At 35.8% G+C, this 13351-nt stretch carries 13 protein-coding genes; 2 read left to right on the top strand and 11 right to left on the bottom strand.

Annotated features, from left to right (window positions below; translation table 11 throughout):
• Positions 1 to 7: 7 nt before the first annotated feature.
• The 8 genes from soxA to dsbD all read right to left on the bottom strand — a co-directional run bounded on the left by soxA (position 8) and on the right by dsbD (position 6918).
• Positions 8 to 778 carry a sulfur oxidation c-type cytochrome SoxA gene (gene soxA / locus LCX93_RS07310; RefSeq protein WP_193149968.1) on the bottom strand — a complete coding sequence of 257 codons (771 nt, stop codon included), beginning with the start codon at positions 776 to 778 and terminating at the stop codon, positions 8 to 10.
• 4 nt (positions 779 to 782) lie between these two features.
• Complete coding sequence (gene soxZ / locus LCX93_RS07315) at positions 783 to 1118, bottom strand: thiosulfate oxidation carrier complex protein SoxZ (RefSeq protein ID WP_193149969.1); 336 nt, start codon at positions 1116 to 1118, stop codon at positions 783 to 785.
• 51 nt (positions 1119 to 1169) lie between these two features.
• Positions 1170 to 1637, bottom strand: coding sequence for a thiosulfate oxidation carrier protein SoxY (gene soxY, locus LCX93_RS07320; protein ID WP_226065484.1), 468 nt, complete (start codon positions 1635 to 1637; stop codon positions 1170 to 1172).
• An 18-nt stretch (positions 1638 to 1655) separates the two neighbouring features.
• Positions 1656 to 2180: a sulfur oxidation c-type cytochrome SoxX gene (gene soxX / locus LCX93_RS07325; protein WP_193149971.1), complete on the bottom strand. Its 525-nt coding sequence runs from the start codon at positions 2178 to 2180 to the stop codon at positions 1656 to 1658.
• Positions 2181 to 2259: 79 nt separating this feature from the next.
• The gene (locus LCX93_RS07330; RefSeq protein WP_226065486.1) at positions 2260 to 3417 is read right to left on the bottom strand and encodes a sensor histidine kinase; all 1158 of its coding nucleotides are present in this window, start codon (positions 3415 to 3417) and stop codon (positions 2260 to 2262) included.
• Positions 3407 to 4060, bottom strand: coding sequence for a response regulator transcription factor (locus LCX93_RS07335; protein ID WP_193149973.1), 654 nt, complete (start codon positions 4058 to 4060; stop codon positions 3407 to 3409). The genes LCX93_RS07330 and LCX93_RS07335 overlap by 11 nt, the downstream gene beginning before the upstream one ends.
• Positions 4057 to 5151, bottom strand: coding sequence for a cache domain-containing protein (locus LCX93_RS07340; protein ID WP_193149974.1), 1095 nt, complete (start codon positions 5149 to 5151; stop codon positions 4057 to 4059). Before LCX93_RS07340 ends, LCX93_RS07335 begins: the two co-directional genes overlap by 4 nt.
• 30 nt (positions 5152 to 5181) lie before the next feature.
• Positions 5182 to 6918, bottom strand: coding sequence for a protein-disulfide reductase DsbD (dsbD, locus tag LCX93_RS07345; RefSeq protein ID WP_226065488.1), 1737 nt, complete (start codon positions 6916 to 6918; stop codon positions 5182 to 5184).
• Between the two features lie 130 nt (positions 6919 to 7048).
• On the opposite strand from dsbD, the gene LCX93_RS07350 reads away from it, so the two are divergent.
• Positions 7049 to 7270 (top strand): (2Fe-2S)-binding protein, encoded by a 222-nt coding sequence (locus LCX93_RS07350; protein ID WP_193149976.1) that lies wholly within the window; start codon positions 7049 to 7051, stop codon positions 7268 to 7270.
• Between the two features lie 16 nt (positions 7271 to 7286).
• On the opposite strand, the gene LCX93_RS07355 is transcribed toward LCX93_RS07350, so the two are convergent.
• Positions 7287 to 9878: an ABC transporter substrate-binding protein gene (locus tag LCX93_RS07355; RefSeq protein ID WP_226065490.1), complete on the bottom strand. Its 2592-nt coding sequence runs from the start codon at positions 9876 to 9878 to the stop codon at positions 7287 to 7289.
• Positions 9875 to 10375: a nucleoside 2-deoxyribosyltransferase gene (locus tag LCX93_RS07360; protein ID WP_226065492.1), complete on the bottom strand. Its 501-nt coding sequence runs from the start codon at positions 10373 to 10375 to the stop codon at positions 9875 to 9877. The genes LCX93_RS07355 and LCX93_RS07360 overlap by 4 nt, the downstream gene beginning before the upstream one ends.
• Before the next feature lie 158 nt (positions 10376 to 10533).
• On the opposite strand from LCX93_RS07360, the gene LCX93_RS07365 reads away from it, so the two are divergent.
• Positions 10534 to 12465 (top strand): thioredoxin domain-containing protein, encoded by a 1932-nt coding sequence (locus LCX93_RS07365; RefSeq protein WP_226065494.1) that lies wholly within the window; start codon positions 10534 to 10536, stop codon positions 12463 to 12465.
• Here the strand turns inward: LCX93_RS07365 and LCX93_RS07370 are convergent.
• A complete protein-coding gene (locus tag LCX93_RS07370) occupies positions 12437 to 13306 on the bottom strand; it encodes a CHAD domain-containing protein (RefSeq protein WP_226065496.1) in 870 nt (289 codons plus the stop codon). The genes LCX93_RS07365 and LCX93_RS07370 overlap by 29 nt on opposite strands.
• Positions 13307 to 13351 lie beyond the last annotated feature (45 nt).

Consider the following 13351-nt stretch of genomic DNA (forward strand, 5'->3'; position numbering starts at 1 on the left):
TAACCTTCTATCTTTTTAAACCAGGGATTGAAATTTCAGCGCCCTTTGCTTTATTTGTTAAATACACTTCAAGTGCTACCATCTGTTTTGAACCGAGCGGTATAACTTTTAAAAGTGCATTTTTCATACATCCCTGAAAACGACGTTGCAGTGTTCTTAAAGATGATTTTGTCATTCTGTATGCCGGCCAGGTTGCAGCAGCCTTAGCTCCGTTTGCACCTAAATCCGGCAGCGGCTGTGTTCTTAAAATACGACCGACTACAGCAGGAGCATGACAAGAGTTACATGAAAGTCCGCGACCACCGCGTTTTGTCATATATGTCTTCAAACCCAGTGCATAAGCTTCTTTCATCTGCTTGTTTGCTGTTACGTCTATGTTTATCTTTTCACCGTTTGCAATAGATTTCACATATGCCACCATTGCAAACATATTTCCGCTTTTAAGCTTGAGTGGTTTGTGCCCACCGTCTGCCATCATTGCCTGTAGAACCTGGTCAATACCTACAACCATGTCAAACTTTTTGATATAGCGGGGAAAACCTGCTATATATGCCGGCAGTTCATCTTCAGTCACACCAAGGTATTTTGCAAGACCTTCGTCCCCACCCATATAACCTAGTAATTCTTCACCGTCAGCCACCATAATGTCTGCAGGATTGTTTTCTGACATCTCTGCGTACATTGCACGGTCTGCGTCGCTCATTGCAAATTGCTCACCACCATAAGATAATGAAGCAAGCATTGCAACTGATAGAGCTATTTTAATACCTGTTTTCATTTGATTATCCTTTTGGTTTAATCTTTTTGGTTTTTTCGTGCGCTTCGCCAGTATTATCCGTATATTTAACAGTCAGTTTCCCTTTGCCGTTAATTTTCATGTATGTAGTAAATACAGGATTTACAGATAATGACTCCCAGACTTTCATGCTTGTAATCTCTTTTCCGTTATAAATAAACTTTACACTGTTTATATATTTTGCCGGAATAATTTTTTTCGTTTTTTTATCTTTAGCCATACCAGTATGCATTGGATGCATAACCATAAAACTAACTTTGACTATCTCGCCGTTTTTATATCTTTTTGGCTTGATTTTAATCAGTGACTTTCTTTCTTGCATTTTCAATTCCTCTATTTTATATTTTTCTTGACTTTAAATGTTTGGTTAGAATCAACCACAACCACCAATAGTTACTTTAACACTTTGAGAAGCTGTTAAAAACTCACCATTACTTAACTCTACCAAAGCAACTACTTTTTGCGTGCCACCGAGCTTAATACGTGTTGAAAACATTGCTTTGCCGTTAGCAGGAGTCAAATAAACATCAATTGTACGAGCGTTTGAATTTTTTCCTGTTAAAATATGAATAGCTTTCACATAGTTACTTTCAGTCATTGGAGAATCAACTGTTACAGTTACCGGAACAACTGCACCGTTTTCCGCAATTTCGGGAACTTTTAATTTCACTTTTTTTGAAGGTTTAGGAGTTTTCCCGCCTGTTATCGTCTTTACAGCAGTATTGTAATCCATCTTATTTGGACTGATAGGTTTCGAACCACCGGCAAAACTCATCGCTGGCATAACAGCTGATACCGCAGCTACTGTTCCTAGTTTTTTGAAAAAATCTCTTCTTTGCATAGTTTAAATTCCTTATAATTATTTTGGAGCAACAATATATGAAGTAATATCACATATTTCTCTTGGAGTGAATAACTTGGTTGTCAAGTTAATTGTCATATGAGTATCCGGATTGTCAATACGAGCATCAGCTATTTTTTGAAAAACAAACTGGTTGTCTCTTGCACCACTGTTTATAAAGTTTTCTCTATAGTCAGTTAAATCAGGACCTATATTACCGGCACCTTTTGCACCTTCTATATTATGACATGCAACACAGTTTCCATATTGCTTGACTTTTCCGTCCTTTGTTTTTCTAGACAAACCTTTTGGCGGGTTTTTCTTTGCCTTTTTTCCATTTAAGTTATGGAAAATATATGCACCTCTTGCTATCGCATCAGGGTCAGTTGTTACACAACCGGCTGGCATACTATATACTTTGGGTGGTGCTAACAAATCTTTTTCTATCATCTTACTCGCATCCGGATGCGTTATTACTTTGCTATAATCAGTAGCAAATAATGAAACACCCACAAGTAATGACATCATAACAGTTTTCTTCATTCTCGTTCCTCCTCTATGTTTTATGGAGTAAGTGTAACTACTAAATGTAAAATTTATGTAAAATCAGTTTTATTTATATTTAATTTGTCTTTTTTTGAGGAAATGTGTAGATAAACAGGCTTCCCTGCTTCGGCAATGACTCTATTTTGAGTTCTATATTCTCTTTATCTATAATTGCTTTTACTATATTGAGCCCTATTCCAAAACCGCCTTTGCTGCTGTCTTCTCTATAGTATCGACTAAATATCTTTTCAACCTTTTCAATGCCTACACCATAATCTTTAAAACTCAAACAGCATTTTTCGTTTTCTTTATACAGCGTAATGTCAATATTTGAATTTTCATACGAGTACTTTATGGCATTGGAAATGTTGTTGTCTATGAGACGCTGCAGTTCTTTGTCATTCATATACACCGTTCCACACTCCTGTACTGATGCATTTATCTGAATATTTTTCATTTTGGCAACTTCATTAAAATACTCTATGCGTTCTTTGAGGAACTCGGCAAGATCTATATCTTTTTTTTCATGATGCAAGCGTTCATATTTTATAAGATAGTCCATATCATTGTAGATATTTGAAAGTACTTTTGCGGCAGCTTTCATTCTCTGCATATATTTGTTTTGTTCATGTTTTCTGTTGTAAAGATCAATATTTACATTAATAATAGACAGAGGTGTATTTATCTCATGCATGGAGTCTTTTATAAAATTGTCCAACTGTTTGTTAATTCTTTGAAATGGTTTGGCAAAACTGCTCAGAAAAAAGAGACTCAGTATAAAAACAAAGACAACAATGGTAAAAAGGATAATAAATACTTTTTCATACACAGGCGCAAAGGAGATTTCATTTTTCAGTACAAGATATCTTGCACCGAAATATCTCTCTTTTGGCAAGGTTACAATGAGATAGGCGTTGTTGCCTTCTAAATAATATCCCTCTTTAAAATAATTGATCGGAGTGTCAATCAAAGTAAAAATCGGATGAAAACCTTCGTCATAAAGACCTGATTGAAATGTTTTAAATCTCGGATACTCAAAATATTCATCATCCTGATTAAACTCTTCCATCGCTTTTACCACCAAAAGAGACTTTTCTTTCAAGAAAAGCTCATTTTGAATGGAGTGTATATTTTTCATATAGACTAAATAAAAGAACAGAGGCGTCAGCAGTATGGCTGATACCAAAAAAGTGTAAATAAGTGCATATTTTGCCGAATATTTATTATCTTTCAATAATGTACCCTAAACCACGTCTGTTTTGTATGACTGCCTGTGGAAGTTTCTTTTTAAGATTGTTAAGCTGAACCCGTATTGTAGCCGGTTCCACATATTCCCCCCAGACTTCATCTTGAAACATTTCTGTAGAAACTATAGAATTTTTATGCTTGATAAGCACTTCAAGTAAATCTTTTTCTGTTTTTCGCAGTACAATCTCTTCATCATCTTTCGTCAGTTTGCTTTTTTTCAAATCATACACCAGACCACAGCCGAGTTCCACACTGTTACCGTCATTTTGCAAATGACTTGCAATTGCCTGATCTATACGCAGTTCAAGCTCTTCGAGATCAAACGGCTTGCGGATATAATCACAACATCCTCTTTTGTAGCCCTCTTTTAAATCATCAACATCCGTCATTGATGTTAAGAATATAGCAGGTGTTGTAATTTCATCTGCACGCAGTTTTTTTAAAAGTTCAAAACCGTTGAGAGAAGGAACATTTACATCCAAAAGGAGCAGGTCATAGCTTTTATCATAAACAGCATCATATGCTTCAAGTCCGTCCGTAATCCCGTCTACTTCATATCCAAGATCACTCAAAAATTCTTCTACACTGATACGCAAAGAGTATTCATCTTCCAAAAGTAAAATTCTCATTTAATTTTCCCGTCTATTTTTTTTACTATTTTTCTGTTAAGCATCATTTGAATCAACTCGTCTTTGGAATATTTATCAAATTTTTCATAGGCTTCATCAAAAAACAACTGCCGCTCTTCTTTGTCTATTACATCCTGTAAATAGACCATTGATTTGGCACTGTAATCTTTATATATATTGTTTTCATATTTTTCTTCTTTGACAACATCATACAGTCCGCTTCTTGTAACATTGATTAAAAAAGAGATGTCATCTTCAGGATTTCTAAAATAATCCAAATACCTTTTTGGCAATACAAAAACAAAAGCTCCTATTATTGTACCACTTCCGTCTTTCATATTTTCATAAAAAATATATTTTTCATCTGCGTAAACAACACCGTTAAGCTTCAATTCTTTAAAATCAATATGGTTGAGAGTTTGAATATGTGCATAATTATAGTTTCTGTTTGCCAGAACATAATTGTCAACCGTCAGGTTTTGCATCATCAAAACTGCGGTGTCTGTGTGCTTTACATCAAGTAACACATACAAATCAACACCCATGGAACTGAAAAAATCTGTCATAGATTTAAAAAAAGAGATAACTTCCACAAAGCCTAAAAAGTTACCGTTTTTATAAACAGGCACTGTTGCCTTTATACCCAGACGGCGTCCTATTTCTACAGAAGTACGGGGGTTTGTATGTGTATAAAAATATTGCAGATCCAGTCTGTAATCACCTATAGGCATACCGGCATAGATGTCATCCCAGCTTCTTGCAAAAATATTCAGCTCTTTTGTAATGACCTGGGCACGTATCCGCATACCGGTGTTTTTTTCAATATCCTGTGTAATGTCTTCTAAAATTTTATAGCCTAAATCTTCATCATCATTTTCCAAAGCATTGACAAGCGCTTCATTCTTTGAAAGAAGCAAGGCAATTTTCAGGTCATCCATTTCATGAGATTTGAGCTGGGAATCAAGTGTCAGCCGCATTTGATCCATAATATGGTAAATTTTTTCCTCTTTGACTTCATTTTTAAAGTATAAAGTAAGAAGCAGGACAATAACTATGATTCCCCCAAAAAAGATTACTATTTTTTTTAACAAATAAACTCCGCCTCTGTTCTTTAGTCCAAATTACTGAAGATGTTTTAAAAACGCTTCCGGTTCTATAAACCCTACAATTGTTTTGGATTTCTCTACATGTAAATTTTTGTCAAAAAAGATCATTACAGGAGGACCAAAAACACCATATGCCTTGCTGAGTGCCTTTTCTTTTGCTCCGTTTGCCGTAACATCTGCGCGAATCAGGACATACTCATGTAGTTTTTCTTTTACTCTCGGGTCTGCAAAAGTCACCTCTTCAAGTTCTTTACAGGCTGTACACCACTCAGCTGCAAAATCAAGCATTATTTTTTTACCTCTGTTTTTTTCCAACAAAGCATTAAGCTCATCCAATGAGGTTACTTCTGTAAATGTCAACTTTTTCTCATTTGCAGGAAGTACTGTGCCCGCTGCCTGTGATTTTAAAAATCCAAGTGGTTGTTTTATACTTGGTGCGCCCGCCAAAACACTCATAAAAAGTGCCAAAGAGTAGATAAACAACAGTAAGGACAGACTCCGCTTGAAACTGTGTCCCTCTTTGTCAAAGGCTCCAAAATGGACACTGAATCCTATTCCGACTATTGCATACATCAGAGTGGTAACAGATGATGGCAGTACTTTTTCAAGCATCCAAATAGCAACACCCAACATTAATGCGCCAAAAATTTCATTGACCATAACCATCCACGGACCAGGCTTAGGCATAAACTTACCGGCACTTACACCGACCAAAATAAGTAAAACCCCCATTCCTATACTCATACTGAAAAGTGCAGCTCCGCCTAAAAGTGCATCACCCGTTTGTCCTATGTATACCAAAGCACCTGCCAAAGGAGCAGCAACACAGGGACCGACAATGAGTGCTGAGAGAAATCCCATAATGGCTACACCTATAAAACCGTTACGATTTGTATTTGTACTGACTTTGCTTACAAGTGCATCAGGAAGTTTCAATTCATAAAAACCAAACATACTTGCAGCAAGAGCAACAAAGATACCTGCAAAAGAGTAGACAACCCATGGATTTTGCAGTGCGGCTTGTAAATTAGCTCCAAAGAGTCCTGCTAAAATACCTGCGATTGTATAGGCAACAGCCATTGCAAGTACATACACCAAAGAGAGGGCAAAAGCTTTTTTTGTCGTAAGTCCTTCTCCCTGGGAAATAATTACACCGGAGATTATAGGAATCATTGGAAAAACACAGGGAGTCAGAGAGAGTAAAACGCCAAACCCGAAGAATGTTGCCAAAATAACGAAGAAACTGCTTGATTTTATTGTATCTGCTATAGAGTCAGTCTCTGACTTTTCTTCTGCCTTTACATGTAAAGCATTATTTTCAGCAGAGAGCTTGTCTACATCTACTTGAAGAGTAAACTCTTTTGTACTGGGTTCATAACACAGTCCCTGCTCCGAACATCCCTGGTAAGAGATTTTCAATTTTATTGTTTGCATCCCTTTTAAAGAAACATCTTTTTTCAATGTAACAATAAAATTCGGTGACTTGATATAAACTTTGTCACCCTGATGCTCGGATGTAGCAGGCTTTGTGATGTTTTGTATTGACAAGCCTTTTGCATCAATCAGTTCAATTTTTAATTTATCGGCATACAGATAAATATCTTTGGCGATTTTCACACCTGTTTCTATCTGCATTGACTCATTGACTTTGGCATAAGGTTTAAATGCCTCATCAGGCATTAAAAAAGCAGCTGCATTTACAAAAGAAAAAACCATAGTCAAGATAAAAAATATTTTTGCCAATAGTCTCATATAATTGTCCTTTTTTAAAAATATTACATTTTTGTGTGTATTCTCTGTGTAATTGTATCTCATAAATATAAAATTTGTGTTAATAAAAATATATTATAATTCCGTATAAAAGAAAAAGGTTTTTAAAAACATGATAGATTTAGATACTGAGATATGTGTATGCAATTCACTGACTCTAAAAGATATAGCTGAGTGTATAAAAGAAAATAACTTTACCACCCTTGAAGAACTCCTGGAAAATGACATATGCCCTATGGGTGATAAATGTGAATCATGCAGAGATGAAGGGTATCATAACGACGGACTCAACCTCCCGATGGTTTTGGCAATGGTAAAAAGAAAACAAATCTAAAGGATACCTTTCAATATTATTTTTGCACATCTTTTGGTATGACTATGGTAAAAGTTGTGCCGAACATAGAGGTTTTCACACTGATACTCCCACCAAACTGTTTTTCTATAATCATTTTGGACATATAAAGCCCAAGTCCTGTGCCATTTTTACCTTTCGTAGAAAAATAGGGTTCAAATAACTTGGACAAATGTTCTTTTCTTATCCCTCCGGCTCTGTCAGTCACATCAATCTGAATATTTGGACCGTTTTGTTTACATGTAACCTTTATGATTTTATCTTCTGTTTTTTTGTTTTCGTAGGCGTCAATGGCATTGTTTAACAGATTTAGTAAAACCTGTATCAGTTCATTTGCATATACATTTGCATGCAACTCAGAATCACATTCTGTTTGGAGTTCAATTTTATTTGACTTGAGTCTTGGCTCAACAAATTTTATCGCTTTTTTGAGCAATCCTCTCATGTCACTCTCTTGAGCAGCTTTGTTTGGGCGAAAATATGTCTTAAAATCCTCAATAGTATCGGAAAGATACACAACAGAATCGCTGATATCTTCCAAAGTCTGCATAATATCCTCTTTGGAAATTTGTTGCCCCATAAGATATTTTAACTGTAAATTTGAAATTTGAAGTGTAATTGTATTTAAGGGCTGGCGCCACTGATGGGCAATCATACTAATCATTTCTCCCATTACAGCCTGTTTTGACTGTGCCGTCAAAATTTCATCTTTTTTAATCAGTTCTTTTGCTTTTTCCTGTACTTTGTGTTTTAAAATTTCATTTGTTTCTTGCAGTTCTTTTGTTTTTTGCTGCACTCTTTGTTCAAGTGCCGCATTGAAGTTTTTCAATTTTTTTTGATAGTAAATCATAATAAAAAAAATGATTGCGACAACCCCTAAAACCATCCATAAAAGAAAATAATCAACCCTTTCATGGTACCGCGTGAGTCTCCAGCTGTTTTTTATTGCCTCTATCTTCTCTTTGGAAAGACTCTTTAAAACTTTTTGCATAATTGAGTACAAAACCGGTTCATCCTTTTGTACACCGATACTGCCATGCAGCAGCCTCTCTTTTGCCAGGAACCCATTGATTTTCAGCTTGCCGTATCCATACTTGTCAATAAAATAGTCAGCCTGTTCGTCTATAGATGCAATAGCATAGGCTCTGCCGTCAAGCACTTTTTTCACCATTGTATTTTTATTCTCTTCCACTTCAATGTTTAAATAGGGATACAGATAATTTAAATAATTTTTAAATGAGTTTTTTTGCACCAGTAACAACTTTCCTTTTAAAAACAGAGGATTTTCAACGAAAGATTTATCAAGTCTGCTTAACAATGTAAAATGGGTACTGCTGAGAGGTTTTGTCGGTCTGATAGTAGTAAAGTGCCTGTTGTTTGTTGCCACAATGGCAAGAAGTTTGCACTTTTTTTCTTGCAGTTTTTGAAACAACTCTTCTTCTGAGTGTGATTCTACAGGAATAAATTCAAAACCTGTTTTATTGGCAATCATTGCAAACACATCAGCCATAATGCCAATGTGCTTACCGTCTTTATATCCGTCAATCGGAAAAAAATCATAATTTATACACAAAGGTATTTTTTTATGCAACTCTATATATCTTTGTTCCTCATCTGTCAATGCAAGTCCGTTTATCCCGGGCTTTACAATAAAATCATCCAGTGTTTTTCCCGCACCCACATGAAAATCATTTTTAAAAAGCTGCATCTGTTTATGCAGGAAGTTTTTGTCTATGGAACCTATGTCATATATAAAAGGCAGTATCAGTTTGTTGATTGTTTCTGCCTCATATTCCAATGTCTCTTTGTCAAGCTGTGGCGCATATTTTTCATGAATGATTTTGGCAATCTCTTTTCTGTGCGAAAGAGCATATTCCCAGCCTTTTATGGAAGCTTTTTTAAAAGCATGCACCCGGTATGGATGGTTTTTCAGTTCAGCAGCGGAGGTAAAGAGTTCCTCTTGCAAAACAAACAGATTGTCATTTGAGGGATCCAGAATATTATATTTTACACCGAGTTTGTCAAGCTTGTGAGGCTGATCGGAAATAAAGGCAGTCATAGCATCGACTTCACCCTTTGCAAACTCATCTACACGGTATGTTTGCGGAACCATTTTAAGATCACTTATCTTTACACCGTATCCGTCAAGATAAGGTTTAAAATTAAGCCTGAAATCATCAACAAGCGAAGACATGACTGTTTTACCGATCAGATCTTTGGGAGAATGAATAGAGGGCTGCGTAATAAGCACAAGTGCGGAGCGTTTAAAAAATGATGCCAGCAAAACCAGAGGTTTCCCCTGCAGATACTCCAGTAAGATAGAAGAGTTGTAAATACCGTAATTTGCTCTTTGTGAGAGAACCTCATCAACAACATTCATCCCCGTCTGGTACTCTTTGATCTTAACATCCAGACCGGCATCCCGGTAAAATCCCTTCTCTTTGGCGGCAATAAATCCCGCAAACTCAAACTGGTATTTCCAGTGGAGCTGTAAAGAGACTTTTTCCAGGGCATCTGCAGCATGTCCGCGGTTTGTATCGGCTTCTGTGAAACCGCACAAAAAGAAGAGTATCAATATGAAAAATCTCATTCTCTGCCTTTTAAAAATTTTAAAACTGTTTCAAAATCACCTTCTATAATTTTCGTAGAACAGGAGAGCATTAGATTCAGCGGATAATCAAAATCTTCTATCAGTCTTGCATCCAGATCATAAAAAGATCCCTCTTTGGCAAATCTTTCATCTTCTGCAAACCTGTCGATATAATGAGAGGTATCACTTAAATACCCGTATACCTCTTTGTTCAGTCCATAGGCATATCCGCATTCAAAAACAGTTCCGCTGTCAGGCTCTTTTCCTCTAAAAGAATTTAAATTGGCTATCACTGTGTCAGCCTCTTGTATCATCTTTATATTTGCATCAAATATATCCTGCGCTATCTTATGTTTTGTTTGTGAAAAATCGACAACATTATCTAAAGGATAAAGGCCCTGGTAGCCATACTTTTCACATAATTTTACCAGGTTTTTACCGATCTCTATAGAATTAACTTCAAATACATCAGGTCCGGCTATATAGATTTTTTTCATACAATACTCTGTCAACTAAATTGAATACTATTGTATCATCTTTTCATATAAGCTTTGTAAAATATTCCGTAATTATACTCAAACACATAAATCTCATGCTTAAGCAAAGCATCAGCCCTTTTTTCATACCCTACATAAAATAAAGAAGGTTATATATTATGTCAAACAGATTAGCAAACGAAGATTCTCCATACCTGCAGCAACATAAAGACAATCCCGTGGACTGGTGGCCGTGGTGTGAGGAGGCTTTTGTTCAGGCAGAAGCCCAAAACAAGGCAATTTTTATCAGCATAGGCTACAGTTCCTGTCACTGGTGCCATGTTATGGAAGAAAAAGTATTTGAAAACAAAGAGTGTGCTCAGATTTTAAATGAGAACTTTATTTCCATAAAAGTGGACAGAGAAGAGCGTCCGGATATAGACAAGTATTATCAGGAAGTTTATATGCTTTTAAACCGCCGTGCCGGTGGATGGCCGACGAGTATATTTTGTACACCACAGAACAAACCCTTTTTTGCAGCCACTTACATACCGCCTGAATCAAATTCTGGCAGTATAGAAGGTATGGGTTTTAAAGAGATTACACAGCTTATAGCAACAAAAGTAAAAGAGAAAGATCCCAAACTCTTTGAAAATGCCAATGAGATAGAAGGCTTTTTGGGTCAAAAAGAGCATCCAAAAGAAGCGACTGTATTAAAAGAGGAGTTTTATAAAAATTTTCTGCTCCAAGCCAAAAACAATTATGACGCACAAAACGGCGGTTTTTCAGATAAACCAAAATTTCCACGTGCTTCAACTCTTGATGCCCTGCTCGTTGTTGCAAGACTCTACAATGATGCCAATGCGAAAACAATGCTGACCAATACACTCAAAAATATGATAAAAGGCGGTATGTATGACCTTGTAGACGGAGGCTTCTGCCGTTACAGTGTAGATGAAAAATGGCTGGTACCGCATTTTGAAAAGATGCTCTATGACAATGCCCTGCTCTGTGGTGTCTACACAAAAGCCTATTTGTTATATGAAGATGAAACATATTTGCATATTGCAAAAGAGACAGCAGACTTCTGGTACAACTTTATGAGTGAAGATGGACTTTTTTACAGTGCAAATGATGCTGACAGTGAAGAGGGAGAGGGAAGCTACTTTGTTTATACCTATGATGAAGTGTACACGATTCTTGTTCAAAGTGGATATGAAAATGCAAAAGAGATGTGTGAGACGATGCATGTTACGCATCACGGAAATTTTGAAGGCAAAAATATCATTCGTTTTGAGGAAGAGATTCCTGCATGGTTCAGTGATGTAAAACCACTTCTACAAAAAATTCGACAAAAAAGAGACTACCCGTTTACAGACAAAAAAGTACAGACATCATGGTCGGGTATGATGATAAACGCTCTGTTTTTGCTTGGAACTGTAGATAGCAGGTACAAAGAAAAAGCCATAAAAAGCCTTGATAAGCTTTTTGAAACACTCTTTATTGATACAAAGCTGTATCATACGACACTTATACACAAAAAGCCAAAAGTCGAAGCTTTTTTGGAAGACTATGCATTTCTTTCACAGGCACTTCTGAGCGCTTTTCAATACACACAAAATGAAATGTACCTTATACATGCCCAACGGTTTGTCAACAAAGCATTAGAAGAGTTTTATGACAAAGGACTGTGGAACTTCAGTAGTGGCGAATTTGCTGTTAAAGCCGAAATAACCGATACAACATATACAAGTTCCGTCAGTATTATGATAGATGTTTTACAAACACTAGGAACACTTCTTGAAGATGAAAAATATACTCATTTTGCTTTTAAAACAATGGAATACAACTCTTATGAACTCGGTCGTAAGCCAATTTACTACCCCTCTATGCTTATACAGGCTTTACGATATGTCAAAGGGGACAGAGTTATAAAAACAAGCGGACAAAACATTTCCAACTACGCGTACAAACTGGCAAAAATAAAATATCCGTTCATACTGTTAAAGAGAAGCGAGACGGATGATTTTATGATATGCGGAGACAAAAGCTGTTTTGCAAATACACAGGATGTAAATAAGATTAATCAACTTGTTGAGCAATCTCTCTAAACTCTTTCCACTTGAGAAAAAAAGCTTCTTTAAGCTTTTTTTTCCTCTTCACATTCTCTGCTTCAAGTTGTTTTATACAGGTAAAAAGTTTTTTGTCTTTTTGGGACTGCAGAAAAACTTTTTGCAACTCTTTTGTTACATATATATCATGAAGTTTTCCTAAAATATCCTGCAGTTCTTTGAGTGTGTTTCTGAGAGTATCTTTCTTTTGCAGATAAGAGGAAAACAGGTCTGTGGCATATCGCAGTTTTTTTAATTTAATTCGTAATTTGTGTGCCTGTTCATCTTCCAAGACAGTCCCTATTGTAGAACCGTATAAAATTATTTCCTTTGTATAGCTTTTTAAAAAAATTTCGGCAAAAGGAATAATGTTTTCTTTCAGGGCAGACAACTCCTTTTTTTTAAGCTTTTTTCGCCATTTTTTTGTTTCTATCCATCTTCTTAGTTTTCTTATAAGTTTTTTATATTTATGAGACTTTAAATACTTTTGAATCTTTTTATACTCTTTTTCTTTGTAGTGGACAACAATTTTGTAAAGCAGCAGTTCAGTAGAAGACAATGTCTCTTTTTTCAAGTATGTTTCTATGTAAACATCAATATCACGGGCTCTGTTGCAATAAGAGGCCACGGTTGCAATTTTTATGTCAATTTTTTTTGTAATTTTTTTTGGTATTACGGATTGAAAAGTAAATAATACAGAGCGCATTCTTCTCAAAGAGACACGCATTTGATGCAGAGGCTCGGTCTCTTTTTTTGCAAGCACAGCTTTTTTGTATTTTTGTATTTTTTTAAAATCAATTTCCAAAAAATTTTTAAATGCTGATTCAATACTTACATCCATCTATTCATACCTTCTTGTACCATTATAACATAGAACAAAATTTAT

Source organism: Sulfurimonas sp. SWIR-19 (assembly GCF_020410885.1).
Taxonomy (GTDB): domain Bacteria; phylum Campylobacterota; class Campylobacteria; order Campylobacterales; family Sulfurimonadaceae; genus Sulfurimonas; species Sulfurimonas sediminis.